This is a genomic window from Microbacterium sp. NPDC090003 (assembly GCF_044748385.1).
In the GTDB taxonomy this organism is placed as follows: domain Bacteria; phylum Actinomycetota; class Actinomycetes; order Actinomycetales; family Microbacteriaceae; genus Microbacterium.
Genome location: NZ_JBIVFW010000001.1, coordinates 1,995,163 through 2,021,044, shown reverse-complemented (window position 1 = coordinate 2,021,044; position 25,882 = coordinate 1,995,163). Strand labels below are relative to the sequence as shown.

At 68.6% G+C, this 25,882-nt stretch carries 25 protein-coding genes and 1 pseudogene; 19 read left to right on the top strand and 7 right to left on the bottom strand.

The window, feature by feature from the left end; all coding sequences use genetic code 11:
• Positions 1 to 20: 20 nt before the first annotated feature.
• On the top strand, positions 21 to 1,205 hold the full coding sequence (locus ACIPVN_RS09715; protein ID WP_400442437.1) for an MFS transporter: 1,185 nt from the start codon (positions 21 to 23) through the stop codon (positions 1,203 to 1,205).
• Between the two features lie 128 nt (positions 1,206 to 1,333).
• On the opposite strand, the gene ACIPVN_RS09710 is transcribed toward ACIPVN_RS09715, so the two are convergent.
• The gene (locus ACIPVN_RS09710) at positions 1,334 to 2,152 is read right to left on the bottom strand and encodes a shikimate 5-dehydrogenase (RefSeq protein ID WP_400442435.1); all 819 of its coding nucleotides are present in this window, start codon (positions 2,150 to 2,152) and stop codon (positions 1,334 to 1,336) included.
• A gap of 646 nt (positions 2,153 to 2,798) precedes the next feature.
• Here ACIPVN_RS09710 and ACIPVN_RS09705 point away from each other — a divergent pair.
• Positions 2,799 to 3,005, top strand: a complete 207-nt coding sequence (locus ACIPVN_RS09705; RefSeq protein ID WP_247623963.1) for a cold-shock protein — start codon at positions 2,799 to 2,801, stop codon at positions 3,003 to 3,005.
• 250 nt (positions 3,006 to 3,255) lie between these two features.
• Here the strand turns inward: ACIPVN_RS09705 and ACIPVN_RS09700 are convergent, their stop codons facing one another.
• The 3 genes from ACIPVN_RS09700 to ACIPVN_RS09690 form a co-directional block, all read right to left on the bottom strand.
• Entirely contained in the window at positions 3,256 to 3,924 is a 669-nt protein-coding gene (locus ACIPVN_RS09700; RefSeq protein WP_400442433.1) for an HAD hydrolase-like protein, read from the bottom strand.
• A gap of 156 nt (positions 3,925 to 4,080) precedes the next feature.
• Entirely contained in the window at positions 4,081 to 4,776 is a 696-nt protein-coding gene (gene nucS / locus ACIPVN_RS09695) for an endonuclease NucS (RefSeq protein WP_400442431.1), read from the bottom strand.
• 183 nt (positions 4,777 to 4,959) lie between these two features.
• On the bottom strand, positions 4,960 to 6,186 hold the full coding sequence (locus ACIPVN_RS09690; RefSeq protein WP_400442429.1) for an MFS transporter: 1,227 nt from the start codon (positions 6,184 to 6,186) through the stop codon (positions 4,960 to 4,962).
• Between the two features lie 60 nt (positions 6,187 to 6,246).
• Here ACIPVN_RS09690 and ACIPVN_RS09685 point away from each other — a divergent pair, with 60 nt between their 5' ends.
• The gene (locus tag ACIPVN_RS09685) at positions 6,247 to 7,311 is read left to right on the top strand and encodes a LacI family DNA-binding transcriptional regulator (RefSeq protein WP_400442427.1); all 1,065 of its coding nucleotides are present in this window, start codon (positions 6,247 to 6,249) and stop codon (positions 7,309 to 7,311) included.
• 113 nt (positions 7,312 to 7,424) lie between these two features.
• Here the strand turns inward: ACIPVN_RS09685 and ACIPVN_RS09680 are convergent, their stop codons facing one another.
• A complete protein-coding gene (locus tag ACIPVN_RS09680; RefSeq protein ID WP_400442425.1) occupies positions 7,425 to 8,921 on the bottom strand; it encodes a hypothetical protein in 1,497 nt (498 codons plus the stop codon).
• A gap of 138 nt (positions 8,922 to 9,059) precedes the next feature.
• Between ACIPVN_RS09680 and ACIPVN_RS09675 the strand changes: the two genes are divergently transcribed.
• The 3 genes from ACIPVN_RS09675 to ACIPVN_RS09665 are packed head-to-tail and all read left to right on the top strand — an operon-like array spanning position 9,060 to position 9,728.
• Positions 9,060 to 9,332 carry a hypothetical protein gene (locus ACIPVN_RS09675; protein WP_400442423.1) on the top strand — a complete coding sequence of 91 codons (273 nt, stop codon included), beginning with the start codon at positions 9,060 to 9,062 and terminating at the stop codon, positions 9,330 to 9,332.
• A gap of 10 nt (positions 9,333 to 9,342) precedes the next feature.
• Complete coding sequence (locus ACIPVN_RS09670; protein WP_400442421.1) at positions 9,343 to 9,576, top strand: hypothetical protein; 234 nt, start codon at positions 9,343 to 9,345, stop codon at positions 9,574 to 9,576.
• 8 nt (positions 9,577 to 9,584) lie between these two features.
• Positions 9,585 to 9,728, top strand: a complete 144-nt coding sequence (locus ACIPVN_RS09665; protein ID WP_400442419.1) for a hypothetical protein — start codon at positions 9,585 to 9,587, stop codon at positions 9,726 to 9,728.
• 230 nt (positions 9,729 to 9,958) lie between these two features.
• On the opposite strand, the gene ACIPVN_RS09660 is transcribed toward ACIPVN_RS09665, so the two are convergent.
• Positions 9,959 to 10,285 carry an L-rhamnose mutarotase gene (locus ACIPVN_RS09660; RefSeq protein ID WP_400442418.1) on the bottom strand — a complete coding sequence of 109 codons (327 nt, stop codon included), beginning with the start codon at positions 10,283 to 10,285 and terminating at the stop codon, positions 9,959 to 9,961.
• Between the two features lie 14 nt (positions 10,286 to 10,299).
• Positions 10,300 to 11,628 (bottom strand): alpha-L-fucosidase, encoded by a 1,329-nt coding sequence (locus ACIPVN_RS09655; protein WP_400442417.1) that lies wholly within the window; start codon positions 11,626 to 11,628, stop codon positions 10,300 to 10,302.
• An 85-nt stretch (positions 11,629 to 11,713) separates the two neighbouring features.
• Here ACIPVN_RS09655 and ACIPVN_RS09650 point away from each other — a divergent pair, with 85 nt between their 5' ends.
• From ACIPVN_RS09650 to mnhG, 13 genes and pseudogenes are all read left to right on the top strand, one after another.
• The gene (locus tag ACIPVN_RS09650) at positions 11,714 to 13,072 is read left to right on the top strand and encodes an alpha-L-fucosidase (RefSeq protein WP_400442415.1); all 1,359 of its coding nucleotides are present in this window, start codon (positions 11,714 to 11,716) and stop codon (positions 13,070 to 13,072) included.
• A gap of 64 nt (positions 13,073 to 13,136) precedes the next feature.
• On the top strand, positions 13,137 to 14,393 hold the full coding sequence (locus tag ACIPVN_RS09645) for an ABC transporter substrate-binding protein (RefSeq protein ID WP_400442413.1): 1,257 nt from the start codon (positions 13,137 to 13,139) through the stop codon (positions 14,391 to 14,393).
• Between the two features lie 13 nt (positions 14,394 to 14,406).
• Entirely contained in the window at positions 14,407 to 15,369 is a 963-nt protein-coding gene (locus ACIPVN_RS09640; protein ID WP_400442411.1) for a carbohydrate ABC transporter permease, read from the top strand.
• Complete coding sequence (locus tag ACIPVN_RS09635) at positions 15,362 to 16,246, top strand: carbohydrate ABC transporter permease (RefSeq protein ID WP_400442409.1); 885 nt, start codon at positions 15,362 to 15,364, stop codon at positions 16,244 to 16,246. The genes ACIPVN_RS09640 and ACIPVN_RS09635 overlap by 8 nt, the downstream gene beginning before the upstream one ends.
• Positions 16,246 to 17,418, top strand: coding sequence for a mandelate racemase/muconate lactonizing enzyme family protein (locus ACIPVN_RS09630; RefSeq protein WP_400442408.1), 1,173 nt, complete (start codon positions 16,246 to 16,248; stop codon positions 17,416 to 17,418). Before ACIPVN_RS09635 ends, ACIPVN_RS09630 begins: the two co-directional genes overlap by 1 nt.
• A complete protein-coding gene (locus ACIPVN_RS09625; RefSeq protein WP_400442406.1) occupies positions 17,415 to 18,443 on the top strand; it encodes an aldo/keto reductase in 1,029 nt (342 codons plus the stop codon). The genes ACIPVN_RS09630 and ACIPVN_RS09625 overlap by 4 nt, the downstream gene beginning before the upstream one ends.
• 5 nt (positions 18,444 to 18,448) lie before the next feature.
• Positions 18,449 to 19,165, top strand: a complete 717-nt coding sequence (locus ACIPVN_RS09620; RefSeq protein WP_400442404.1) for a GntR family transcriptional regulator — start codon at positions 18,449 to 18,451, stop codon at positions 19,163 to 19,165.
• A gap of 192 nt (positions 19,166 to 19,357) precedes the next feature.
• Entirely contained in the window at positions 19,358 to 22,321 is a 2,964-nt protein-coding gene (locus tag ACIPVN_RS09615) for a Na+/H+ antiporter subunit A (protein ID WP_400442402.1), read from the top strand.
• Positions 22,321 to 22,824, top strand: a pseudogene (locus tag ACIPVN_RS09610) (Na(+)/H(+) antiporter subunit C); the annotation flags it as partial. The gene ACIPVN_RS09615 and the pseudogene ACIPVN_RS09610, both read left to right, overlap by 1 nt.
• Before the next feature lie 239 nt (positions 22,825 to 23,063).
• Complete coding sequence (locus ACIPVN_RS09605) at positions 23,064 to 24,620, top strand: Na+/H+ antiporter subunit D (RefSeq protein WP_400442401.1); 1,557 nt, start codon at positions 23,064 to 23,066, stop codon at positions 24,618 to 24,620.
• The gene (locus ACIPVN_RS09600) at positions 24,617 to 25,219 is read left to right on the top strand and encodes a Na+/H+ antiporter subunit E (RefSeq protein ID WP_400442399.1); all 603 of its coding nucleotides are present in this window, start codon (positions 24,617 to 24,619) and stop codon (positions 25,217 to 25,219) included. Before ACIPVN_RS09605 ends, ACIPVN_RS09600 begins: the two co-directional genes overlap by 4 nt.
• A complete protein-coding gene (locus ACIPVN_RS09595; protein WP_247623942.1) occupies positions 25,216 to 25,485 on the top strand; it encodes a monovalent cation/H+ antiporter complex subunit F in 270 nt (89 codons plus the stop codon). Before ACIPVN_RS09600 ends, ACIPVN_RS09595 begins: the two co-directional genes overlap by 4 nt.
• Positions 25,482 to 25,871 (top strand): monovalent cation/H(+) antiporter subunit G, encoded by a 390-nt coding sequence (gene mnhG, locus ACIPVN_RS09590; RefSeq protein ID WP_400442397.1) that lies wholly within the window; start codon positions 25,482 to 25,484, stop codon positions 25,869 to 25,871. The genes ACIPVN_RS09595 and mnhG overlap by 4 nt, the downstream gene beginning before the upstream one ends.
• Positions 25,872 to 25,882: the final 11 nt, after the last annotated feature.

Here is a 25,882-nt window from a genome sequence, read left to right as displayed (position 1 = left end):
GAGCACCACGGAGCACCACCATGCCACTCGGACTCATCGCACTCGCCCTCGGCGCCTTCGGGATCGGACTCACGGAGTTCGTGATCATGGGCCTGCTGCCCGAGGTCGCCGCCGACTTCGCCGTGAGCGAGGCGACGGCGGGCTGGCTCATCTCCGGTTACGCGCTGAGTGTCGCCGTCGGCGCGCTCGTCGTGACCGCCGCGACGGTGCGGCTGCCGCGCAAGGCCGTGCTGATCGGACTGCTCGTGCTGTTCATCGCCGGCAACGCCCTCACGGCGATGGCCCCCGACTACACCGGCGCCATGATCGGGCGCATCGTCGCAGCCCTCTGCCACGGAGCGTTCTTCGGCATCGGCTCGGTCGTCGCCTCCGAGCTCGTCGCCCCCGACAAGAAGGCGGGCGCGATCTCAATCATGTTCACCGGCCTCACCGCGGCGAACGTGCTGGGCGTGCCCTTCGGCACGTTCATCGGCCAGCAGTTCGGTTGGCGAGCGACATTCTGGGTGATCACCGTCATCGGTGTCGTCGCCCTGGTCGGCATCGCCGCCGTCGTCAAGGCTCCGCGTGCCGACGGCGCCGCCGTGAGCCTGCGGCAGGAGCTCTCCGCCTTCCGCTCCGGCCAGGTGTGGCTGTCGCTCGTCGTCACCATCCTCGCCTTCGGCGGCATGTTCGGCGCCTTCACCTACGTCGCGTATACGCTCACCGGGGTCTCCGGCTTCGACACCGCGGCCGTGCCGTGGCTGCTCGTGCTCTTCGGCGTGGGACTCGTGGCCGGTAACGCGATCGGCGGACGACTCGCCGACCGCTCGATCGACCGCACGCTCCTGATCTTCATCGCGGCCCTCGTCGTCGTGCTCGTCGCGTTCGCCCTGCTCGCGTGGTCGCAGCCCGCGACGATGGTGATCCTCGTCGCGATGGGCGGCTTCGGCTTCGGCACCGTTCCCGCGCTGCAGAGTCGCATCATGCAGTTCGCCGGCGGTGCACCGACGCTCGCCTCGGGCGCGAACATCGGCGCGTTCAACGTCGGCAACGCGCTCGGCGCCTGGGCGGGCGGGGTGGGGATCGCCGCCGGGCTCGGCTACACCTCCCCCATCTGGATCGGCGCGGCGATCACGGCATCCGCCCTGGTGATCATGGTGTTCGCCGCAACCGCCGCGCGGCGGGCGCAGACTCCGGTCGAGGTGCGCGAGTCCGTCGCGGTCTGAATCTCGGGGTGGGGCCCTTCGACAGGCTCAGGGACCCAGGTCTCCCGGGTCGCTGAGCGTGTCGAAGCGTCCCCGACAGGGAGCAGTCTCCTGGGTCGCTGAGCCTGTCGAAGCGCCCCCCCGCGCGACTACTGCGCCCGCATGAACTCCTCGGCCTGGCGCACCTGCTCGGCCGACGGGCGGATCCCCGTGTACAGCACGAACTGCTCCAACGCCTGCCGGGTCGCGACCTCGGCGCCGCTGATGACCGTCTTCCCGGCCGCGCGCCCGGCTCGCACGAGCGGAGTCTCGGCGGGCAGCGCGACGACATCGAAGACGACGGATGCCGCAGCCACCGCCTCCTCCGAGAACGACAGCGTGTGCTCGTCGGCCCCTCCGGCCATGCCGATCGGGGTGATGTTCACGATGATGTCGGCTGTGCTGTCGCCGGCATCCGCCTGCCAGCCGAAGCCGTACAGGTCGGCGAGGCCGCGCCCGGCCCGCTCGTTGCGCGCGATGATCGTCACGTTCGCGAATCCGGCGTCGCGGAAGGCGGCCGCGGTCGCCTTGGCCATGCCGCCCGATCCCTTCAGCAGCACGGATGCCGCGGCATCCAGCCCGTTCTCCTCGATGAGCTGGGCGATGGCCGAGTAGTCGGTGTTGTACGCGGTGAGCACCCCGTCGTCGTTCACGATCGTGTTGACCGAGTCGATCGCCGACGCGGACGCGTCCATGCGGTCGACCAGCGCGATGACGTCTTCTTTATAGGGCATTGAGATCGCGCATCCACGGATGCCGAGGCCGCGCACGCCCGCGATCGCCTGGGCGAGATCGGTGGGAGCGAAGGCCTTGTATATCCAGTTGAGGTCGAGCGCCTCGTAGAGGAAGTTGTGGAAGCGCGTGCCGTTGTTGCTCGGTCGAGCAGACAGCGAGATGCACAGCGTCATGTCCTTGTTCAGCATGGTCACCCGCTCAGGCTACTCAGCTTCGAGCGCCTCGCGGATTCGGGAGAGGCGGAACGCCGGAGATGCCCCCGTGCTGTTCGCCCCGCCTCTTCCCGAAACCTGCGATCCTTGCGGATCAAATCTCCCCACCCTTGCCGCTTCCGCCACTGGCCCCCGCCCGTGGCGTGTTCGTGCTTCCTCCCCTATGGTGAAGATGCATGCACATGGGGATCGATCGTCTCCGTCTTTCCCCAGAAGACGGGAAGCCTTCCCCAGAGGCAAGACGATCCGTGCATGCGATTGGGCCCTCTCGAGTAGGTCAGTCCCCAATGGGCTACTCGAGGGGGCCGCTATCGACATGATTGCACTCTTTTTGAGATTTGTCCCCCAAATGGGGGACAAGAGTCCGAAAAAAGAGGTACAGTGGAATCTGACGCACCCTCCGGTCGTCTTCGGCCCTCATCGCTCCCCCCGCGGTGAGGGCCACACCATTTTCCGAGCGAGGGTCCGTCCTCGGGGGCGTCGGGCGGCGGCGCCCCCGCAACATCGCTCGTGCAACATTTGGGTTACCTTCTGATTGCGCCTATTGCCCGCGGGGTCTCCTCCACTAGCGTTAGCGATGTCGGTGCATCCCTGCGTCGGCTATCTTTTCCAGCAGAACAGGCAGTACATGAGCACCCAGGGCACGGTCAAGTGGTTCAACTCGGAGAAGGGCTTCGGCTTCATCTCCCCCGACGACGGAGGCGCTGACGTCTTCGCGCACTACTCCGCAATCGATTCCTCCGGCTACCGGTCTCTCGAAGAGAACCAGCGAGTCGAGTTCGACGTGGCGCAGGGCCCCAAGGGCCTGCAGGCAGAGAACATCCGCCCCCTCTGAACGGGGCAGGAGCATCGCTCCCCGACCGGATCCGTCGCCATCGGTGACATCCGGCGGGGAGCTTTGTGCGTTTCGGGTGGTCACGGCTGCGTCTCGCCGACATCCGCGTCCATAAATCCGGAAGACCGTGCGTGGCTGGGACGCTTCGACAAGCTCAGCGACCCAGGGTTGGGGCTTCGACACTGGGTCCCTGAGCCTGTCGAAGGGTCCCGCCCCCGCACGATTCTCCGGACGTATGCGCCGACGGGCGTCAGTTCGACAGCAGCAGAGCGCGCAGTTCGTCGACGGATGCCGCGCGGAACGCCGCGTCGTCGCCCTCGTGCGCGTCACTGAAACCCCACTCGACGAAGATCACCGGGACCCCGTTGGCGTTGCCGCCCTCGACGTCGTGGTGACGATCGCCGATCAGCACCGGGCGCGATACGTCGGCGCCGCGCTCCTCGAGGCGGCGCAGTGCCTCGGCCACGATGTCGGTCTTCGAGGCGAGGGTCGACTCGTCGGGCGTCGCTCCGACCGTCGTGACGAAGTCGGCGCGCAGATCGAAGTGATCGATCAGGGCGTCGACCTGGTTCTCGGGTTTCGAGCTCGCGGTGGCCTGCGGGATGCCCGCGGCGTGCACGTCATGGATCAGCTCGGTCACCCCGGGGTACGTGGTGACGTCGGTCGTGTAACCGTCGGCCTTGCCGAGCGTGCGATAGAACGACACGGCCTCGGCGGACTGCTCGGGTGTCATGCCCGCCTGGTCCTGGAACGACTGGAACATGGGCGGCCCGATCCAGTGCACGAGCTGCTCGCGCGTCGGCGCCGGGTGCCCGAAGTGGGTGAGGGCGACGTTCAGACGGCGCAGGATGCCGACCGAGGCGTCGACGATCGTGCCGTCGACATCCCACAGCACGCAGGAGTAAGGGGAGGAGGCCATACCCTCCAGCCTATGGGGCGCGGGGCGCGTGATCGCGCGCCGTGCACGGACGTGCAGGGGAGGAAACGGAGACCATTCGCGCGAGGCCCGGCGCGTCGGCATCCGACACTCCGTGCGTCGGCGCGATGGTCTCCGTTTTCGCGCGCGAGGACGACGTCAGAAGAGGCGGGGGATGCCCGACTCGATTCCCTTCATGTCGTCGTAGTCGAGCACGAGGCAGCGGATGCCGCGGTCCTCGGCGAGCACGCGGGCCTGCGGCTTGATCTCCTGCGCGGCGAACACGCCCTGCACGGGAGAGAGGTGCGGGTCGCGGCCGAGGAGCTCGAGGTAGCGGGTCAGCTGCTCGACGCCGTCGATGTCGCCGCGGCGCTTGATCTCGACCGCGATGGCGGCGCCGTCGGCATCCCGCACCAGAAGGTCGACGGGCCCGATCGCCGTCGGGTACTCGCGGCGCACGAGCGTCGCGCCCTCGGAGATGCGCTCGACCTGCTCGGCGAGGAGCCGCTGCAGGTCGGCCTCGACGCCGTCCTTCTGCAGGCCGGGGTCGATGCCGAGTTCGTGCGAGGTGTCGCTGATCACTTCGTAGATCTGCACGCGCAGCGCGTCGCCGGTCTTCTTGTGCGTGACCCGCCACACCTCGACGACGCCGGCGCTCGCTTCTTCTTCGCCGGGCTCCTCGGTGGTGAGGGTGCACGGCGGGCTCATCCAGTTCAGCGGCTTGTAGCTGCCGCCGTCGGAGTGCACGAGCAGACTCCCGTCTCCCTTGTGCACGAGCAGACGCGTGGCAAGCGGAAGGTGGGCATTGAGCCGACCGGTGTAGTCGACCGAGCAGCGGGCGATGACGAGACGCACCCGACGAGCCTACTTCGTTGCGGGGGTCTCGTCGGGCCGGACTGCTCTCGCCACCCTCGTCGAAACCCACCACTACCGTCGAAACCCACCGCGAGCGACGTCGCGGACGATGGGTTTCGGCGCGGATGGTGGGTCTCGACGAACGAAGCGCGGATGCGGGCGGATGCCGCGCGACCGACGCGCCTACTTCTCCGCCGAGACCTTCTCATCGGCGCGGAGCGGGCGGGCGGCGCCGGAGAACAGACCGGATGCCACGATCAGCACGACCAGGATGAACAGCGTGTTGAGCAACCCGATGTGCTCGCTGATGAAGCCGAGCACGGGAGGGCCGCCGAGGAAGGCGACGTACCCGATGGTCGCGGCGGCGCTGACGCGGGCGGCGGCCTTGGCGGGGTCGTCGGCGGCGGCCGACATGCCGATCGGGAAGCCGAGCGATGCGCCGATGCCCCAGAGGGCTGCGCCGACGAGCACGAGCGGCAGGTTCGGCGCGAGGATGAAGAGGAGCACGCCGGCCGCGGCCGACACCGAGAGCACGCGCAGCACGACGACCCGGCCGAAGCGATCGACGAGGGGACCGCCGAACAGGCGGACGACGGTCATGCCGACCGAGAAGACGGCGAGGGCGATGGCGCCGGTGCCCGTGGTGAAGCCGTGGCCCTGCTCGGTGCCGAGTGCGATCCAGTCGTTCGCTCCGCCCTCGGCGAAGGCCATGCCGAGCATCACGACGCCGAGCAGGTAGGTTCGCGGTTCGCGCCAGGCTTCGAGCGAGGCGTGCAGGCGCTCGCGGAAGGCCGGCTTCTCGGCGGGCTCCGGGTCGAGCGCGGCTTCGCGCACGGGAACCTGCAGGAACGTCGCGACCGCGACCAGAGCCAGCAGCATCCCCATGATGCCGGCATGGGTGGCGACGGTGAGCTGCAGCCAGGCGGCGAGGGCACCGATGCCCGCGCCGATCACGGTGCCGAAGCTGAAGAAGGCGTGGAAGACCGGCAGCACGGTCTTGCCCATCTGCTGCTCGATCGCCGTCGCTTCGACGTTCATCATGACGTCGAGGCATCCGTTGCCGTACCCGAACAGCACCATGCCGATCAGCACGACCGGCACCGAGGCGAAGACGGTCGACCCGAAGCCGACGAGGGCGATGCCGGCCGAGAACATGAACATGGTGGCGAGCATGCCGACGCGGGCCCCGGTACGGGCCATGACGGCGGGGCTGGTCGAGATGCCGATGATCGAGGCGATGCCCATGCCGAGGAGGATGAGTCCGACCTGCGCGTTGTCGAGATCGAGGTCGGCCTTGATGCTCGGCACGCGCGACGCCCACGTCGCGATCGAGAGGCCGCTGGCCATGAAGATCGCGAAGATCGCAGCGCGCCAGCGGACGAACTGCGAGCGGGTGAGGGCGGTTTCCATGATCGAGAGTGTATCGAATCGATTCGACACGCGGAAAGGCGGGCGGGCTATTCTCGAAGCATGAGCAGTCAGGAGCCGCCTCGGCGTGCGACCATCGCCGACGTCGCGCGTGAGGCAGGGGTCGCGACATCAACGGCATCCGTCGTCTTCAGCGGCAAGGCCAAGGTCGCCGACGCGACACGGGAACGCGTGCTCGCCGCCGCCGGCGCTCTCGGCTACGCAGGCCCCGATCCCCGGGCCGCTTCCCTGCGGCTGGGCCGCAGCGGCATCGTCGCCGTCGTCTTCGAGGGGCACCTGCGCAACGCCTTCCTCGACCCCGTCACCACCGCCATGATGGACGGCCTCGCCGACGGTCTCGCCGAGCTCAGCGCCGGCATCCTTCTCATGCGCGACGAGCCGGGCGAAGACGGCCCCGGCCTCGCCAGCGCCCCGGTCGACGCCTACGTGCTGATCGGATGGTCGGGTCGCACGCGCGAGTCGGTCGAGGTGGTGCGAGGACGCGGGCTGCCGGTCGTCGTGATCGAGGGCGACCCGGGCGATGGCACGATCCCCCGCATCGCGCTCGACAACGCGGATGCCGCGGCCGCCGTAGCCCAGCACGTGCACGATCTCGGCCACCGCGACGTCGCGATCGTGACGCTCACTCTCGGACCCGATCGCGAGCGCGGTCCGGTCACCGCCGAGCGCCTCGCCGCCGCGACCGTCGGGGTGACCGTCGACCGTCTCGAGGGCATGCGTCGGGTCTTCCCCGGTGCTCCCGCGATCTCGGCGTCCGGCAGCTTCATCGACGAGGGCATCGTCGTCGGACGGATGCTGCTCGCCGATGCCGCGACCCGGCCCACCGCCGTGCTCGCGCAGAGCGACCTGCTCGCGGTCGGTGTGATTCGCGCCGCGGAGGAACTCGGACTGCGGGTGCCGGAGGACGTTTCGGTCGCCGGCTTCGACGGCATTGCGATCGACGGGCTCGGCGGGCAGTCGCTCACCACCACCGTGCAGCCGGCTGTCGAGAAGGGGCGTGCCGCGGGCGAGCAGGTCGCGCGGATGCTTCGGGGCGAGGCCGGGGAGACGCAGAACCTCGTGTGCGTGTTCCGTCCGGGAACGACGACCGGGGTTCCGAGTCGCTGAGGGGCTTCTCGGGGTGGGGCCCTTCGACAGGCTCAGGGACCAAGTAGCGGAGGCTGGATTCTGAGCCGGAAGCTGGGTTGCTGAGCCTGTCGAAGCACCCGCCCCGCAACGCCTCAACTGCGCTGCGGACCCAGCGGCAGCTCCGTCTCGCCGAAGTCGAGGATCCGGTAGCGGCCGCACTCGATGATGTCGTCGGGGATCGCCTGGATCGGCAGGTCCCACTCGACCGTCTGCGCATCCTCGACGAGGAATGACACGGTGCCGGCGTCGAAGTCCGCGCGGTTCACGAGCCAGGCGTAGCCGTTGAGCTGATGGTCGACCTGCACGAGCTGCGACGGATCGTCGAGGTGGAGCTTGGGCAGGCGAACGGTCCAGAACTGCCCGGCGCCGGTGCGGGCGGATGCGTCGACCCAGTCGGTCACGCACGCGGCATCCGCATCGGGGGCGTTCGCGGCGCTCGCCAGCCGAGGGATGCTGATGCCTCCGCCCACGAGGAGGGCCACACCGACGACGGCCGCGAGTTGTCGACGCAGAATTCCGGGAATCCGGAGCGCCCGGGGCAGAGCGACGAGCGCGAGGATCGGCGCGAAGGCGAGTGGCTGCAGGTATCTCGCCGCGTGCGTGCCCAGCGCGATCGCGCCGATCACGACGAGCAGGGGCACGACCCACGCGGCGACGGCGATGAATCGCGCCCCGTCGTCATCGCTGCGGAAGGTGCGCCACACGGCGAGAGCCAGTAGTGCGACCGTCAGCACGAGAGCGAGGATGCCCAGCGGGTTCGCGAGCCGCTCGCCGAAGATCTCGCCGTAATAGCCGATCGAGTCCTGCCAGAGGTCCGGCTGCGCGTACCCCGCGCCCGTGTTGGTGATCCATCCCGCGAACGGAATGCGAGCGAGGAGACCGACAATCGTGCCGGTGAGCAGTGCCGAGAGGGCGACGAGCATCCGCCCCCGCGACGCGCGCCGAAGCGCCCCGATCGCGGTGATGAGGCCGAGCGGCACGGTCGTCCATGCGGCGAACAGCGGGTTCGAGAGAGTCGACACGAGTGCGATCGCGGCGAGAGCGAACACCATCGGTACGAGACGCGCTCCGTCGAGCATCCGTCGGATGATTCCGATCGCGAGCACCGCCCCGACGACCGTGGCGGAGTAGTACGTGGTCGTGAGCTGCAGTGAGGCGAGCTCGAGCGCATCGCGCGACGGTGACATCTCGGTCATCGCCAGCGCACCGAACGCGCCGATCGCGATCACCGACCAGGCGACGGGAGCCCGGCCCTCCTGACGACGGCCGGCGACGAGGCGCACCGCGCCGTAGAGGGCGAGCACGTTCACGACCGCGCTCACGGCAAAGAGACCGTTGATCCCGACGGGCAGCAGCGCATCGAGCCCCGTGAACAGGGCGCTCTCGGGCAGGAACAGCACGCTCGACATCGCCCAGTCGAGCGGCGTGCCGGCGAGCACCGACTGCGCGAACATCGCGACGACGAGCGAGTCCCCATCACGGAACAGCAGTTCAGACCGGGGGGTGGAGGCGACGGATGCCGCGACGATGAGCGCGACGGCGGCAGCGAGCATCCACCCGAGGAGTTCCCGCACCCACGTCCGCTGCACGGGCCAACTCTGCCACGACCCCGTTTCGAATCGCGCACCTTGTCGCTCTTGCGGCTCGAGAACCGCAATTCAAGCGATTCAAACGTGAGATGCGGCTGCTACGCCAGAATGAGCCTGAGTATGAAGGGGACAACGACGATGAGTGACTTCGAGCCGAGCCTTTTGGTGCCGCTTGTTGCGGGAATCGTCGCATTGGCGGGAGGGCTGCTCCTCATCAGGTATCGGAGGTCGTTCTTCGAGGAGACCGTAAAGGTCCAGCGCAGGCTCGTCGGCAGGCCAACTTCCCGGGCCCTCGAGCGTCTGCAGAGTCCGTTCTGGATCGCAGTCGTGGGTGTGGGAGCATCCGTTATGGGAATCGTGCTCATCGCCGCGTGCGTGGTCGCGTTCGTGCGCGCATCGGCGGGTGGGTGAAGACGCGACCGTGAATCCTGACTTCATCATCGGGGGAGTGCTCGTCGCCGTCGGGATCATCGCCATCCTCGTGCGGCGGCGCTTCATGCAGCTCATCTATCGCGGTCTCCGCCTGTTCTATGGAGAGCCCGTGGCTGACGACTCGATTCGCGGACGCCCGCTCGTGCGCATCGCCCTGGTCGGCGCGTTCATGATCGTCGCCGGCAGCGTGATGTTGGTGACGGCGTTCATCGGGTTGTCCTGAGGAGCATCATGGATCTGACCGGCATCATCGACAACCTCGTGGTGGGGTCGCTCACCATCGTCATCGGCGTGCTCATCGTGCGGTATCGCAAGGCGCTCAACAGGCTCGTGTTCGACAAGCAGACGGAGTTCTTCGGGCGTCGGTTGGCGTAGATGTCAGCGGGTCGTCAGACGCCGACGATGATGGGGTCATCGGTTGAGGGTTTGTCGGGCTCGGGGTGTGCATGATCGTTTTCGGCGTGATGGGGATCGTTCGCCTGGGATTAGGGAGCGTGCGCGTGGGGGACGCTTCGACAGGCTCAGCGACCCAGTTCCTCTTAGCGACCCGGGTGCGTGAACGGAGACTGGGTCCCTGAGCCTGTCGAAGGGCCCGCCCCGCGGAACTACGAGACCTGGGTGCGCAGGTCCCAGACCTCCTCGATCGGGGTGAAGCCCTCCGTGCCGTCGGAGCCGCGGAAGAGCTCGACGAAGCGGCCGATGTCCTTCTGCCACTCGGCGTTCGCCGGATCCTCATCGAGAGTGGCGATCGCGGCATCCCAGTCGTCGCACTCGACCAGGTGGAACAGGCGCTGACCCGACCGCCAGATCGTCCAGTCGTGGATGCCGATGCGCGCGAACGTCGCGGCGAGACCATCCGGAATCCGGGCGTGGTGCGTGCGGTAGTCGTCGATCGCTCCGTCGCGGATCTCGGAGTGCAGGGCGATGCGCATGTGAGGGCCTTTCGTCAGTCGCGCGGGCGGAAGGAGATCGCGACGGGGGTCGCGGCATCCGCCACCTCCACCACGATGGCATCTCCATCGCGCGACGCCGAGACCGGCTCGTCGCCGATGCGCGCGCTCGTCTCGTCGAGCAGGCCGTCGGGATCGGGCAGGCGGATGCTCCCGCGCTGATCGGTCACGGCGTGCACCGCGTCGTCGGTGCGGGTCCAGCGCACCCACGGCTCGTCGGACGGCTGCAGGCGCGGCTCGGGCCGGGCACCGAAGACGGCATGCCCGAACCGCTGGTTCCACTCGCCCAGCCCCTCGAGCGTCTGCCGCTGCGCGTCGGGGATGCGACCGGATGCCTCGAGCCCGATGTTCAGCAGCAGGTTGCCGCCGCGCGACACGACGTCGACGAGCAGGCGCACGGCCTCGTCGGCGGTGAGCAGGTGCTCCGGACCCTCGTTGCGGTTGTGTCCGAACGAGAGTCCGATGCCGCGGCAGTTCTCCCACGCCTCGCCGACTTCGACCGCGGTGCCGTGCACGTACTCGCTGGTGCGGAAGTCCCAGTGCGATTCGCCCCACCGGTCGTTGACGACGCCCTCGGGCACGGCGTCGTAGAACGTCTGGAAGGCGTGCGCGAGGCTCTTCGGACCGGGTTCGATCCCGGCCTGCGGCCAGCGGATGTCGCCCCAGAGTATGTCGGGGCGATACCGGTCGATGAGGTCGACGACGTGGTCGTGTGCGTACTCGGCGTAGGCGAGGTCGTCGGCGGCCGGGGCGTCATCGCGGTCGATCGGCGGCAGGTCGGAGAAATGCCAATCGAGACCGCCGGAGTAGTAGACGCCGAAGCGCAGTCCCTTCGCGCGGGTCGCCTCGGCGAACTCGGCGATGAGGTCGCGCTGCGGCCCGCGGGCGACGGTGTTGCGACCGTCGGTCGCCGGAGCATCCCACAGCGTGACCCCATCGTGGTGCTTGGTGGTGGGGATGAAGTACCCGGCGCCGGTGGCGGCCACCACCGCGAGCACGTCGTCGGCGTCGAAGTGCTCGGCCTTCCACTGGTCGAGGAAGTCGTCATAGGGGGCTCCGCCGTGCACCTCCTGCTGGTGCCGCTGCGCGGGCGACCCCTCGATGCGGATCGTGTTCGCGTACCACTCGGCATAGGGGTTGTGCGCGTACCACTCGTCGCGCGGCACCGCGCCGAGCTCCCCGGTCGGCTCGGCCCACGCTGGCACCGAGTACGGCCCCCAGTGCACGAAGATCCCCAGTGCGGCACCGCGGAACCACTCAGGTAGCGGCCGCTCGAAGGCGCGGTACTCCGCGGGGCGAACAGGATCGGTCTTGAACATGGCCATCATCGGCACCTTTCGTCACACCCTTGTGAACTGCTTCGACTATCACCTATCCTATAGGAAATCTGGAACTCGACGAGGAGCTTCAATGACAACGGCAGACTTCCGACGCCCCACCACACGCATCCCCGGCGGTGAGTGGTTCAGCGGCGCGGGCTTCGGCATCTTCGTGCACTGGGATCAGGCATCCCAGCAGGGCATCGAGATCTCCTGGCCGCTCGTCGGCCGCTCGATCATCCCGGGCCAGGATGCCGTCGAAGACCGGGTGACCGTCGCCGAATACCAGGCCACCGCGCCCACCTTCGACCCGCAGAACTGGGATGCCGCCGACCTCGCACGTCGCGCGAAGGCGGCCGGCGCGACCTACGTCGTCTTCACCGCGCGCCACCACGCGGGGTACAACATGTTCTTCACCGAGCAGTCGGACTTCGGGGTCGAGCACGGCCCGTTCGGTCGCGACATCACTCGCGAGTTCGTCGACGCCGTGCGCGCCGAGGGCATGAAGGTCGGCATCTACTACAGCCTCCCCGACTGGAATCACCCCGACTACCCGGCGTTCCGCGACGAGGATCTGCCCTACAAGCTCGAGCATTGGCCCGCCGCCGGCATGCCCGAGTTCGCCGACACCCCGGATGCCACGGATCGTCACCGCCGCTCGAGCCCCGAGGAGTGGTCGCGCTACCTCGAGTACGTGCGCGCGCAACTGCGCGAGCTATTGACGAATTACGGCACGATCGACCTGCTCTGGTTCGACGGCGACTGGGAGCGCTCGGCCGCCGAGTGGACCGCCCCGGGCCTGCGCCGCCTGATCAAGGAACTGCAGCCCGACGTCGTGATCAACGACCGACTGCCCGGCCAGGGCGACTACCGCACGCCCGAGCAGGGCTTCCCGCTCACGGTGCCGACCGGCCCGTGGGAGCTGTGCCTCACGATCGGCGACCACTGGGCCTGGCGCACGCACCCCGACAACGAGAAGTCGGCGCGCTCGCTGCTCGTGACCCTCATCGACGTCGTCGAGCGCGGCGGCAACCTGTTGCTCAACGTCGGCCCCGGCCCCGACGGCACCCTGCCCGACGTCGAGAACGAGCGCCTGCAGGAGTTCGCCGACTGGATGCACTCGCACGCCGAGTCCGTGATCGGCGTGCAGCCCACCCAGGGCATCGATTTCCACGGACCGACCACCGCACGGGAGGGCCGCCTCTACCTGCACCTCACCGCGATCCCGGTCGACGAGATCATCGTGCGCGGCCTGCCCGTGCGGCGGATCACCCGCGTGCACCGGCTCGCCGACGGTCTCGAGCTGCAGCACGACGCCAGCTTCGAGGTGCACGAGGCATCCACCGCCGGCGACGACTCCGGCGAGCTGCGCATCGTCGCACCGGCATCCCCCAGCGGTGCCCTCATCGACGTCATCGCCATCGACTTCTCCACCGAAGAATCCGAGTAACCCGAGCAGTACCCCCTCAACAACAACGCATCAGTTGCAGCATCCAATGAAGGAGGCAGTCAGTATGAATGCAGTCTCGAACCGGCGCGCGAAGCGCCTCATCCTCACCGGCGTCGCCGGTCTCAGCGTCCTGGCCCTCGCGGGGTGCGCGAGCGGCGGTGGGGGAGGCGGCGGCGAGGCCGGCGGCCCGCTCGTGCTCTACACCTGGGCCGCGAGCGAGGGCGACCAGGCCCAGTGGGCCGACTTCATCGACGGTGCGAAGGCCGAGGATCCCGACCTCGACATCTCGGTCGAGGGGCCGAGCTTCTCCGACTACTGGACCAAGGTGAAGACCCGCCTCTCGGGCGCCAACCCGCCCTGCCTGCTCACCACCCAGGCCGCCCGCGCACAGGAGCTCGGCGACCTGCTCATGCCCCTCGACGACCTGATCGAGAAGAGCGGCTTCGACATCGAGAACATCGACGAGTCGATGCTCAGCGGTATGACGGTCGACGGCACGATCCGTGCGATCCCCTACGACGCCGAGCCGATCGTGCTCTTCTACAACGTCGAGGCGTTCCAGGCCGCCGGCCTCGAGCTGCCGGGTGCGACGTACACGCGCGATCAGTTCGTGTCGGATGCCAAGGCGCTGACCGACGGCGACAAGAAGGGCCTCGCGCTCGCGCCCGGCATCTTCATCCCGAACGCGTGGTCGCTGGCCGACGGCGTGCCGGCGGTCACCGAGGACGGCGAGCTCGACCTCACCAACCCCGAATTCGTCGAGCAGATCCAGAGCTTCTTCGACCTCGTCGCCGTCGACGGCGTCGCGAAGGCACCCGAAGCCGCCGATGGCTCGGAGGTCTCGCAGCAGGCCTTCACCAGCGGGGAGGTGCCGATGCTCATCGAGGGTCCGTGGATGTACGGCAGCTTCGCCGAGGCCGCGGACTTCACCCTCGGCGTCTCGATCGTTCCGTCGACCAGCGGTGACGCTGCGGCGATGACGGCCGGATCCGGCTTCGGCATCGCCGCGAACTGCGACCGCCCCGACGAGGCCTTCGCGGCCATCGAGGCGCTCACCTCGCTGTCGGTGCAGGAGAAGCAGGCCGAGGCCCGCGGTATCGTGCCCGCCCGCATCGAGGCGCTCCCGGCCTGGGCCGAGGGCAAGACCGAGGGCTCGTCGGAGGTCGTCGAGGCGCTGCTCTCGAACGCGACCCCGCAGCGCACCACCCCGACCTGGAACCAGGTCGAGACCCTGATGACGCAGTACGGCGTGCAGGGCTACCGGGGTGAGCTGACGGCCGAGGAGATCATGGAGACGATCACGAACTCGGTGGGCGGCTGAGTCGATGGCGATCATGAGCGACCGGAGCGAGGCCTCGGCCTCCTCCGCGATGCCCGGCGTGGCGGGGGTGCCGGTCGGCGCCCCCGCCCCGCCGGGGCCGCGGCTGCCGCGCCGGCGCGGGAACGGGTGGGTGGCGCTCGCGTTCCTCGCCCCCGGGATGATCGGGTTCGTCCTCTTCATCCTCACCCCGCTGTTCGGGTCGGCCTTCATCAGCCTCTTCGACTGGAAGCTGTTCGGGAACCCGGACTTCATCGGTCTCGAGAACTACGTCAAGCTGTTCCGCGACCCGACCTTCTACACGGTGCTGGGCAACACGGTCATCTTCGCCGTCGTCTACACGGCGCTGAACCTGTTCGTCGCTCTCACCATCTCGCTGTGGCTCAACACCCGCATGAAGGCCGCGGGCGCGTGGCGCGTGGTCTTCTTCCTCCCGGTCATCACCCCGATGGTGGCGAACGCCCTCGTCTGGCGCCTGATGCTCTCGCAGGACGGGCTCGTGAACTCGATGCTCGCGACCGTCGGCATCGACGGACCCAACTGGCTCTCCGACTCGGCCTGGGCGCTGCCCTCGGTGATCGCGATGTCGGTGTGGCAGTCGTTCGGCTACAACGTCATCGTGCTGTCGGCGGGACTCAGCGCCATCCCGAAGGAGCTGCTCGAGGCATCCCGCATCGACGGCACCAGCGCCTGGCAGCGACTGCGATACATCATCCTTCCGCTGCTCTCGCCCTCGCTCTTCTTCTGCTCGACCATGACGATGATCGGCGCCTTCCAGGTCTTCGTCCAACCGCTGTTCCTCACGCAGGGCGGCCCGGGCGAGAGCACCAACACGTTCGTGCTGTACCTCTACCGCAACGGCTTCGTCTTCGACCGGCTCGGCTACGCCTCCGCCCTCGCGTGGATCCTGTTCGTCGTGGTGATGCTCATCACGGCTCTGCAGTTCGTCGGCCAGCGCAAGTGGGTGAACTATGAGTGACCAGAACCTCTCGGCGACCGCGCTGCTGATCCTTCCGCGTCGTCGCCATCAGCGCCGGGCATCCGTCAAGGAGTGGCTGAACACGGCGGCGATCGCGCTCGTCGCGCTGATCTTCGCCTTCCCCTTCATCTGGATGTTCCTCACGGCGCTCAAGCCCGAGAACGAGGTGTTCACGGCGACGCCGCAGATCTTCGGCTCCGAGATCCGCTGGGCGAACTTCGTCGAGGCGTGGACCGTCGTGCCGTTCGGGCGCTTCATCCTCAACGGGCTCTTCGTCGCGATCGCCGGGGCCGCGCTCTCGGTGGTCGTCGCCGTGCTTTCGGCCTACGCCTTCTCGCGGCTGCGCTTCAGATTCCGCGACAAGCTCTTCCTGCTGTTCGTGCTCACGCTCGTGCTGCCGCAGGAGGTGCTCGTGGTGCCGCTGTTCATCATGATCAACAGCTGGGGCTGGAACGACACCTATGGCGCGCTCATCATTCCGTTCGCGTTCACCGCGTTCGGCACCTTCCTCATGCGGCAGTTCTTCCTCACGATCCCGATCGAGTACGAGGAGGCGGCGCTCATCGACGGCGCTTCGCGCCTGCGCACCCTGTGGTCGGTGCTGCTGCCGCAGCTGGTCGCGCCGCTGAGCGTGCTCGCGGTCTTCTCATTCATCGGCTACTGGAACTCGTACCTGTGGCCGCTGATCATCATCAACACACAGGACATGGCGACCGTGCCGCTCGGGCTGGGGATGTTCACCGGCCAGTTCGGCACGCAATGGTCGCTACTCATGGCGGCGTCGACGCTCGCCGTCATCCCCTCGTTGATCCTCGTGCTGCTGCTGCAACGGCAGCTCATCAAGGGGGTCACCCTGGGCGGACTCGGAGGACGATGATGAACGCATCGCAGAACACCGGCTCGAGCATCCTCGACGCCACCACCACGGCCACCACCACGGCCATCGCCGACGTGACGGCCGGCAGTCGGATCGTGTACGTCGAGGCGCAGCTCGTCGACCTGCCGGTCGAGACCGTGCGCACCGACGCGCTGCAGACCTTCGTCAAGCAGGAGACGATCTTCGTGCGAATCCGCACGGCCGACGGCACCGAGGGCACAGGCTACAGCTACACGATCGGCACCGGAGGCGGCGCCGTGCTGAGTCTGCTGCGCGAGACGCTGCTGCCCGCGCTGATCGGTCTCGAGGCCGAGCGCCCCGAGGCGGTGTGGCTCGCGCTGTTCGGCATCACCCGCGCAACCACCGTCGGGCCGATCACCGCGCTCGCGCTCGCCGCGGTCGACACGGCGGTGTGGGATGCCAAGACGCGACGTGCGGGCCTGCCGCTCTGGGTCGCGGGCGGTGGGGCATCACCGTCGATCCCGATGTACGACACCGAGGGCGGATGGCTGCACCTCACCGCCGACGAGCTGGTCGCGCACGCCGTCGCCTCGAAGGAGCGCGGCATGGGTGGGGTGAAGATCAAGGTCGGCAAGCCCCGCGGCCACGAGGACCTCGAGCGATTGCGCGCCGTGCGCGATGCCGTCGGTGATGACCTCGACATCATGGTCGACGCGAACCAGTCGTTCACGGTCTCGGAGGCCGTGCGCCGTGCGCGACTGTTCGAGCAGGTCGACGTGTTCTGGTTCGAGGAGCCGCTGCCCGCCGAAGACATCGAGGGGCACCGGCAGCTCGCCCGCTCGACGTCGGTGCCCATCGCGGTCGGCGAGAGCATGTACTCGATCGGGCACTTCCGTGAGCACCTGCAGCGCGGCGGCGCGTCGATCGTGCAGCCCGACGTCGCCCGGGTCGGCGGCATCACGCCCTGGCTCAAGATCGCGCACCTGGCCGAGTCGTTCAACGCGCCCGTCGCGCCGCACTTCCTCATGGAGCTGCACGTGTCGCTCGTATGCGCCATCCCGAACGCGCTCTACCTCGAGCACATCCCGCAACTCCGCGCCGTCACCACCGACGAGCTGCGCATCGAGGGCGGGCGGGGATGGGCGCCGACCACGGCGGGCCTCGGCATCGCGTGGGACGACGAGGCGCTCGGACGGCTGATCGTCTCGTGACCGCTCCCCTTTCCGTGCGCATCGGTCGCGGCGGACTCTCGGCCCCGCCGATCGGATACGGCGCGGCCGCGCTCGGCAACCTCTACAGCGCGCTCGCCGAGGACGACTGGCCTGAGGTGGTGCCCGCGGCGTGGGCCGGCGGCATCCGCTACTTCGACGTCGCCCCGCACTACGGTCTGGGTCTGGCCGAGCGGCGGTTGGGCGAGAGCCTGCGCGCGCTGCCGCGCGAGGAGTTCATCGTCTCGACGAAGGTCGGGCGTCTGCTCGTGCCGCAGGATGCCGCGGGCCGCACCGACATCGAGAACCTGTTCGCCGTGCCCGCCGATCATCGGCGCGTGCGCGACTACTCGCGCGACGGGGTGCTGCGCTCGATCGAGGACTCGCTCAGGAGGCTCGGCCTCGACCGGATCGACCTGGTGCTGGTGCACGACCCCGACGACTTCGAGGCCGAGGCGCTCGACGGCGCCTTCCCGGCGCTCAGCGAGCTGCGCGATCAGGGCGTGATCACGTCGTTCGGGGCGGGCATGAATCAGAGCGCGATGCTCGCCCGGTTCGTCCGCGAGACGGATGCCGACGTCATGATGGTCGCCGGGCGCTGGACGCTGCTCGATCAGTCGGCGGGTGACGACTTGCTGCCCCTCGCCGCGGAGCGCGACGTGTCGGTGCTCGCCGCGGCGATCTTCAACTCGGGGATCCTCGCGACGGATGCCCCGGGTGCGGGGAGCCTGTTCGACTACGGGCCCGCCGACCGAGCCGTCATCGAGCGTGCGCAGGCGATCGCCCACGTCGCGCACCGACACGGGAGCACCCTGCCCGAGCTCGCGGTGCAGTTCCCGCTCATGCATCCGGCCGTCGCCGCCGTCGTGCTCGGTGGGGCCAGCGCCGCCCAGCTCGCGCAGAACAGCGCGCTCGCCGACCGGCCGGTGCCGGAGGAGGTGTGGGCGGAATTGCAGGAGCAGGGCCTGCTCGGAACCGCTGCCTCCGCGCGGCAGCCGCGGGCGCGAGAAGAGCAACCCGTACGATGAGACTCATGTTCAGCGACGACGAAGCCCGGGGACCACGGGCTCTGCCCGCCCGCCGCGCGCTCGTCGACGACGTCTACGACGCCGTGCTCGGGCTGCTCATGGACCGGGTGATCGAACCCGGTGCCCGCGTGAACATCGACGCGGTCGCCCGCGACCTCGACGTCTCGCCGACCCCGGTGCGCGAGGCACTCACCCGTCTCGAGTCCGAGGGGCTCGTGATCAAGCGGGCGCTCAAGGGGTACGTCGCCACCCCGCTGCTCGACGCCGGCGGCCTGCGCGACCTCTACGACATGCGCGAACTCCTCGAGCCCGAGGCGGCCCGCCGCGCCACGGCGCACATCGACGTGGAGACCGAGGCCGAGCTCGCCGCGTCCGTGGCGCAGATGCGCACGGCATCCGCTCCCGACGACGACGAGCACTTCGAGAACTACCGCCGCTTCATCGACGAAGACCTGCACTTCCATCACCTCATCGCCGAGCACGCGCAGAGCCCGCTGCTCTCGGAGGCGATCGTGCGGCTGCGCTCGCACATGCACCTCTACCGGCTGAACTTCCGCCACGACTTCGAAGACGACACGGTCAGCGAGCACGAGAAGATCCTCTCCGCGCTGCGCGACCGCGATGCGGATGCTGCGGCATCCGCCATGCTCACCCACATCACGAACTCCTACGCCCGCCTCGGCCCGGTGCTCGCGGCGCGTTCGGACGACACGGCGGAGTAGCGGCGGGGCGGGACGCTTCGACAGACTCAGCGACCCAGTTCCTGTGCCGCGGCCGGTGGGTCCCTGAGCCTGTCGAAGGGCGCCATCCGACCTCGCGGCCTAACGGTTCCCTAACGGCAGGTAGAATAGAACCAGACACCCGCCCGCCTGTGCCGTTTTCCCCCGGCCGACGAGCCCTGAGGAGCCGCGTATATGCTGACGCTCCTCGCCGTGTTCCTCCTCGGGTCTCTCCTGATGCCCGTTCTGGTGCGCTGGCTGGGGTCTCAGGCATTCGCGGTCGCCGCTCTCATTCCCGCGGCGGCATTCGTCCACGCGCTCGTGATGACGCCGCAGGTGATCGACGGCGACTCCCCGTTCGTCTCGGTGTCGTGGATCCCGCAGCTCGGGCTGAACCTGTCGATGAACATGGACGTGCTCGGCTGGGTGCTCACGCTCATCGTCACGGGTGTCGGCTCGCTGGTGCTCCTCTACTGCCGCTGGTACTTCCACGATGACTCGGCCGGGATCGGCCAGTTCGCGGGCGTGCTCCTCGGTTTCGCCGGAGCGATGTACGGCCTCGTGCTCACCGACGACCTGGTCATGCTGGTCATGTTCTGGGAGGTGACGAGCATCCTCTCGTACCTCCTCATCGGTCACTACCGCCGTCGTGCGGCCAGCCGTCGTGCCGCGCTGCAGGCGCTGCTGGTCACCACTCTCGGCGGACTCGTGATGTTCGTCGGCGTCGTGCTGCTGGTGGTCGACGCCGGTACGTCGAGCATCCGCGAGATCCTCGCCGAGGTGCCGACCGGCCCCATGATCGATGCCGCGATCGTCATGCTCCTGATCGGCGCGATCAGCAAGTCGGCGCTCTTCCCGTTCCACTTCTGGCTGCCCGGTGCGATGGCCGCTCCCACTCCGGTGAGCGCCTACCTGCACGCCGCCGCGATGGTGAAGGCGGGCATCTACCTCATCGCGCGCTTCGCGCCGATCTTCGCGCTGAGCGCCACCTGGCGTCCGATCGTGATCAGCCTCGGCATCCTGACCATGCTGATCGGCGGGGTCCAGGCGCTGCGCGAGACCGACCTCAAGCGAATCCTGGCCTTCGGCACCGTCAGCCAGCTCGGGTTCTTCGCCGTGGTCGTCGGCTACGGCACGCAGGCCGCCGCGCTGGCGGGGCTCGCGCTGGTCATCGGCCACGCGCTGTTCAAGTCGGCGCTGTTCCTCATCGTGGGTGTGATCGACCGCCAGCTCTCGACGCGTGACATCAACGAGCTCTCGGGCGTGGGCCGGCAGGCTCCGGTCATGACGACGGCGGCGTTCATCTCCATCGCCTCGATGGCAGGCATCGCCCCGACCCTCGGTTTCGTGGCGAAGGAGTCGACGCTCAGCGCTCTGCTCGACGATGCGATCGGCGGATCGCCGTGGGGTCTCGTCGCCCTGATCGGCGTCATCCTCGGGTCCATGCTCACCGCGGCATACGGCGTGCGCTTCCTGTGGGGAGCCTTCTGGACCAAGCGCGACGCGCAGGGCGATCGGATGCCGGACACCCCCTGGCCCGACCCGCCCGTCGGCTTCCTCTCGGCGCCGATCATCCTCGCGGGCGTCACTCTCGCCGCCGGCATCGGAGCCCCCGCGCTCGACGTCGCGCTGCAGGGGTACGCGAAAACGGCGACTCCCGGCCTCGACGCCGAGGGACTGGCCGTCGAAGGCCCGGGGCACCTCGCCCTCTGGCACGGCTTCGAGCCGGCGCTCGGCATCTCGATCCTGTCGATCGTGCTGGGCGTCGGGATCTTCCTGCTCTCCCGGCGCACCGGCTGGGATCGCAAGGCCCGTCTGCTGCCGTTCACCGCGGCCGACGTCTACTACTTCGTCATGCGCGGCGTCGACCGTCTGTCGGTGCTCAGCACGACCCTCACGCAGCGCGGTTCGCTGCCCGTGTACGTCGGCACGATCTTCGTGGTGTTCGTCGCGGCCGAGGTCACGGCGCTCGTCGCGACCGACATCGACCGCTTCCAACTGTCGGCCTGGCACACACCGGTGCAGATCGTCGTGGCCCCGATCATGGCGGCCGCCGGTCTGTTCGCGGTGCGGGCGCAGAAGCGCTACACCGGGGTCGTGCTCGTGTCGGTCACGGGCCTCGGCATGGTGGTGCTCTTCGCGACCAGCGGTGCCCCCGACCTCGCGCTCACGCAGATCCTCGTCGAGACCGTCACGATGGTGACCTTCGCGCTCGTGCTGCGGCGTCTGCCGTCGAAGATGGGCGAGCACAACGCCTCGGTCGGGCGCATCCCGCGCGCGCTGCTCGCGGTCGGCGTCGGTCTCACGATGGCGCTCGTCGCCGTGGTCGCCACGCAGTCGCGCATCCACGAGCCCATCTCCGCCTCGTTCGCCCAGCTCGCCTACGAGATCGGCCACGGCAAGAACGTCGTCAACGTCGCCCTGGTCGACCTGCGAGGGTGGGACACGATGGGTGAGCTGTCGGTGCTCGTGCTCGCCGCGACCGGCGTGGCCTCGCTCGTGTTCGTCACCCATCGCGCCGACATGCTCGCGGCCACCCTCAAGCTGCCGCGCTCCAAGCGCCGCCGCACGCAGAGCCGCCCGCTCGTCGAGACGACCGACGGCATCCGCTTCCAGACGACCGAGAACGAGAGCAGCCCGCGGGCCTGGCTCGTCGGCGGAACGAAGATGAAGCCCGAGAACCGGTCGATCCTGCTCGAGGTGATCGTGCGCGTGCTGTTCCACACCATCATCGTGGTGTCGATCTTCCTGCTCTTCTCCGGCCACAACCTCCCCGGCGGCGGATTCGCCGGCGGTCTCGTCGCGGGCATGGCGCTCGTCATGCGCTACATCGCGGGCGGCCGTTGGGAACTCGGCGCCGCCGCCCCCACCGACGCGGGTCGTCTGCTCGGCGCGGGCCTCATCCTCGCGGTCGGCAGCGCGCTGATCCCCCTGTTCTTCGGCCAGGCGCCGCTCACCAGCACGTTCTGGGAGTGGGAGATCCCGGGCTTCGGCCACATGGAGTTCGTCACCTCGACGATCTTCGACGTCGGCGTCTACCTCGTCGTGATCGGCCTCGTGCTCGACGTGCTGCGCAGCCTCGGTGCCGAGGTCGACCGTCAGACCCAGGCGCTGCGCGATGCGCCGATGGTCTCGCGTGAGAGGCGGGGTGCCAACTGATGGACGTCTCGCTCACCCTCATCGTGATCATGGCCGTGCTCTTCGCGTGCGGTGTGTACGCGATGCTCGAGCGCAGCCTGACCCGCGTGCTCATCGGCTTCCTGCTGCTCGGCAATGCGACGAACCTCCTGCTGCTCATCGTCATGGGCGTGCCCGGACGCGCGCCGTTCTACGGCGTCGACGGCGACATCAGCGACCCGCTCCCGCAGGCGCTCACCCTCACCGCCATCGTCATCACGTTCGCGGTCTCGGCGTTCCTGCTCGCCCTCATCTACCGCTCCTGGCAGCTGGGCCAGGCCGACACGGTCGAGGACGACGAGGCCGACATCGCCCTGCGCGCGCGCACCGATGCCGACGAAGACCTCATGGACGACGAGTCCGAGACCGACGACGACGAGGCCACCACCGACTTCGTCGGCGTGCAGACCGCGCCCATCACGGTGCTCCACATGCGCGACCACGCGTCGATCCAAGATGACGCGCCCGTCGATCGTGCCTACGGCTCGTACGGGACGGATGCCTCCGCGGGCGTCCTCGATGCGGAATCGGCGCCTCCCGACGACGACGAGGAGACCGAGTCCGTCGACGAAGCGGATGCCGAGGGATCCTCCTTCCGGACGGATGCCGACACCCACGCCGCCGATGCCGACGAAACGGATGCCGCGGACGCGGCCCGGGACACGGCCTTCGATCCGGCATCCGACGACAACGCCCCCGAGCACACCGATGAGGAGGATCGCCGATGAGCGTTCTGGTCCCCCTCCTCGTCGGGCTCCCGCTGCTGGGTGCTGCGATCACGCTCGTCTTCGGTCGCAACGCGCGCCTGCAGGTGCTCGTCACCGTGGTCACGCTCGCCGCGGTCTCGGTGATCGCGGCCGTGCTGCTCGTCGCGGTCGATGCCGGCGACACCCCGATGGCGGTGTCGGTGGGCGGCTGGCCGGTGCCGTTCGGCATCGTGCTCTACGTGGATCGGCTCGCAGCCCTCCTGGTGCTGATCTCGAGCATCGTGCTGCTCGCCGTGCTTCTCTTCTCGATCGGCCAGGGTGCCGCCGACGGCACCGACGAGACCCCGATCTCGATCTTCAACCCCTCGTACCTGATCCTCGCGGCGGGCATCTTCAACGCCTTCATCGCGGGCGACCTGTTCAATCTGTACGTCGGCTTCGAGATCCTGCTCGTGGCCTCGTACGTGCTGATCACGCTCGGCAGTACCGAGTCGCGCATCCGCACCGGTGCCGTGTACATCGTCGTATCGCTCGTGTCGTCGATCCTGTTCCTCGCGTCGATCGCGATGATCTACGGAGCCGTCGGCACGGTCAACATGGCGCAGATCGCCGAGCGCATGGCCGAGCTGCCGCAGGAGACGCAGCTCGTGCTGCATCTCATGCTCGTCGTGGCGTTCGGCATCAAGGCCGCCATCTTCCCGGTGTCGTTCTGGCTGCCCGACTCCTACCCGACCGCGCCCGCCCCCGTCACCGCCGTCTTCGCCGGTTTGCTGACCAAGGTCGGCGTCTATGCGCTCATCCGCACCGAGACGCAGCTGTTCGCCTCGAACAGCATCGACACGCTGCTGTTGATCATCGCCCTGGCGACCATGGTCGTCGGCGTGCTCGGCGCCGTCGCGCAGGCCGAGCTCAAACGAATCCTGTCGTTCACGCTCGTGAGCCACGTCGGATACATGATCTTCGGTCTCGCGATCGCGACGCCCGCGGCGATCGGCGCCACGGTGTACTACATCGTGCACCACATCGTCGTGCAGACCACTCTGTTCCTCGCCGTGGGGCTGATCGAGCGAAGAGCCGGCAGCACCTCGATCCTGCGGGTCAAGGGGCTGCTGAAGATCGCTCCGGTCATCGCCGTGCTCTACTTCATCCCCGCCATCAACCTCGGCGGGTTGCCCCCCTTCTCCGGGTTCATCGGCAAGTTCGCGCTCTTCGAGGCCGCGGCATCCGTCGGCACCCCCCTCATGATCGTGCTCATCATGGGCGGTATCCTCACCTCGCTCCTCACCCTCTACGCGCTGATGCGCGCCTGGAACCTGGCGTTCTGGCGCGAGGAGGAGGACTCGACCGAGACCGAGGGGCGCATCTCGTACCTCGGCAACGCGCCCGCCGCCGATGAGCAGCAGGAGCGTCGCCGCATCCCCAGGATCATGACGCTCGCGACCGCCGGCATGGTCGCCGTCACCGTTGCGCTCACCGTGTTCGCGGGCCCGCTCTACGAGCTCTGCGACCGGATCGGGGCAGGTCTCCTGCAGCCCGTCAACCTCGTGCAGCTCGAAGAGGAGGTGGGCGGATGAGTCCCGAGGGCAAGCGCCACTTCTGGCGCGACCTGCGTGCCCAGCTGCCGTTCCTCGCCTGGCTGGTCGTGCTGTGGATGCTGCTGTGGGGTCAGTTCACGCTGCTGGCGTTCGTCTCCGGACTCATCGTCGCGGTGTTCGTGACCCGGGTGTTCCGCCTGCCGACGGTCGAGCTGTCGGGGCGGGTGAACGTGTTCTACGCCGCGCTGTTCGTGGTGCAGTTCCTCTGGGCGCTGCTGCGCGGAGCCGTCACCGTCGCCATCCAGGTCTTCGACTTCCGCAAGCAGCCGGGCACCGCCATCATCGCGGTGCCGCTGCGCTACGCCGACGACCTCGTCATGACGCACGTCGCGGTCGTGTCATCGCTCGTGCCGGGCTCGCTCGTCGTCGAGGCCGATCGTGATCGCCGCGTTCTGTACATGCACGTGATCGGCGTGAACGGGATGGACGACGTCGAGAAGCAGCGCCGCATCGTGCTGCGCTGGGAGCAGCGGGTGGTGCGTGCGCTCGGCGATCCCGCGCAGTATCGTGCGCTCAAGGCCGACGTGCGGGCACGCGCGAACGCCGACGGGTCTGCGACGAAGGGCGGTGCACGATGAACATCCTGCTGCTCGTGATCATGGTGGTGTTCGGCATCGCGGCGATCCTCACCGTCATCCGCATCTTCCGCGGGCCGACGATCCTCGACCGCGCCGTCGCCTCCGACGTGCTGCTCACCGAGGTCATGTGCGTGCTCGGTGCCGAGATGGCGATCAACGGCCATACGCGCAGCATCCCGGTGCTGCTCATCATCGCCGCGATCGGTGTTTTCGGGTCGATCTCGGTCGCCCGCTTCGTCGCACGAAGGGACAACACGACGCCATGAACATCTTCGGTCTCGTCATCCCCGACGCCGTGATCGACGTCACGGTGCTCGTGCTCATCCTGCTCGGCGCTCTGCTCTGCCTCTCGGCCGCGGTCGGACTGCTGCACTTCCGCGACGTGCCGTCGCGTCTCCATGCCGCCACCAAGCCGCAGGTGCTCGGACTCGTGTTCATCTGCCTCGCGGTGGCCCTCGCGCAGCGCAGTGTCGGCGGCATCCTGCTGGGGATGCTGCTGGTCGCCCCGATCGTGCTCATGCAGTTCGCGACCGCCCCGCTCTCGGCGCACATGGTCGGCCGTCAGGCCTACCGCAACGGCTCCGCCGATCAGCGCCACCTCGTCGTCGACGAGCTGGCCGACGCCAAGCAGACCCCGCCAGCCGCGGGGTAGGGCGGGGGTCG

Coding starts and splice junctions, on each gene's coding strand:
- ACIPVN_RS09600 (WP_400442399.1), top strand. CDS start 24,617: ATGAGTCCCGAGGGCAAGCGCCACTTCTGGCGCGACCTGCGTGCCCAG.
- ACIPVN_RS09655 (WP_400442417.1), bottom strand. CDS start 11,628: ATGGCCATGTTCAAGACCGATCCTGTTCGCCCCGCGGAGTACCGCGCC.
- ACIPVN_RS09715 (WP_400442437.1), top strand. CDS start 21: ATGCCACTCGGACTCATCGCACTCGCCCTCGGCGCCTTCGGGATCGGA.
- ACIPVN_RS09615 (WP_400442402.1), top strand. CDS start 19,358: ATGCTGACGCTCCTCGCCGTGTTCCTCCTCGGGTCTCTCCTGATGCCC.
- ACIPVN_RS09660 (WP_400442418.1), bottom strand. CDS start 10,285: ATGCGCATCGCCCTGCACTCCGAGATCCGCGACGGAGCGATCGACGAC.
- ACIPVN_RS09650 (WP_400442415.1), top strand. CDS start 11,714: ATGACAACGGCAGACTTCCGACGCCCCACCACACGCATCCCCGGCGGT.
- ACIPVN_RS09620 (WP_400442404.1), top strand. CDS start 18,449: ATGTTCAGCGACGACGAAGCCCGGGGACCACGGGCTCTGCCCGCCCGC.
- ACIPVN_RS09700 (WP_400442433.1), bottom strand. CDS start 3,924: ATGGCCTCCTCCCCTTACTCCTGCGTGCTGTGGGATGTCGACGGCACG.
- ACIPVN_RS09645 (WP_400442413.1), top strand. CDS start 13,137: ATGAATGCAGTCTCGAACCGGCGCGCGAAGCGCCTCATCCTCACCGGC.
- ACIPVN_RS09705 (WP_247623963.1), top strand. CDS start 2,799: ATGAGCACCCAGGGCACGGTCAAGTGGTTCAACTCGGAGAAGGGCTTC.
- ACIPVN_RS09665 (WP_400442419.1), top strand. CDS start 9,585: ATGGATCTGACCGGCATCATCGACAACCTCGTGGTGGGGTCGCTCACC.
- ACIPVN_RS09635 (WP_400442409.1), top strand. CDS start 15,362: ATGAGTGACCAGAACCTCTCGGCGACCGCGCTGCTGATCCTTCCGCGT.
- ACIPVN_RS09630 (WP_400442408.1), top strand. CDS start 16,246: ATGAACGCATCGCAGAACACCGGCTCGAGCATCCTCGACGCCACCACC.
- ACIPVN_RS09675 (WP_400442423.1), top strand. CDS start 9,060: ATGAGTGACTTCGAGCCGAGCCTTTTGGTGCCGCTTGTTGCGGGAATC.
- ACIPVN_RS09595 (WP_247623942.1), top strand. CDS start 25,216: ATGAACATCCTGCTGCTCGTGATCATGGTGGTGTTCGGCATCGCGGCG.
- ACIPVN_RS09690 (WP_400442429.1), bottom strand. CDS start 6,186: ATGGAAACCGCCCTCACCCGCTCGCAGTTCGTCCGCTGGCGCGCTGCG.
- mnhG (WP_400442397.1), top strand. CDS start 25,482: ATGAACATCTTCGGTCTCGTCATCCCCGACGCCGTGATCGACGTCACG.
- ACIPVN_RS09605 (WP_400442401.1), top strand. CDS start 23,064: ATGAGCGTTCTGGTCCCCCTCCTCGTCGGGCTCCCGCTGCTGGGTGCT.
- ACIPVN_RS09685 (WP_400442427.1), top strand. CDS start 6,247: ATGAGCAGTCAGGAGCCGCCTCGGCGTGCGACCATCGCCGACGTCGCG.
- ACIPVN_RS09640 (WP_400442411.1), top strand. CDS start 14,407: ATGAGCGACCGGAGCGAGGCCTCGGCCTCCTCCGCGATGCCCGGCGTG.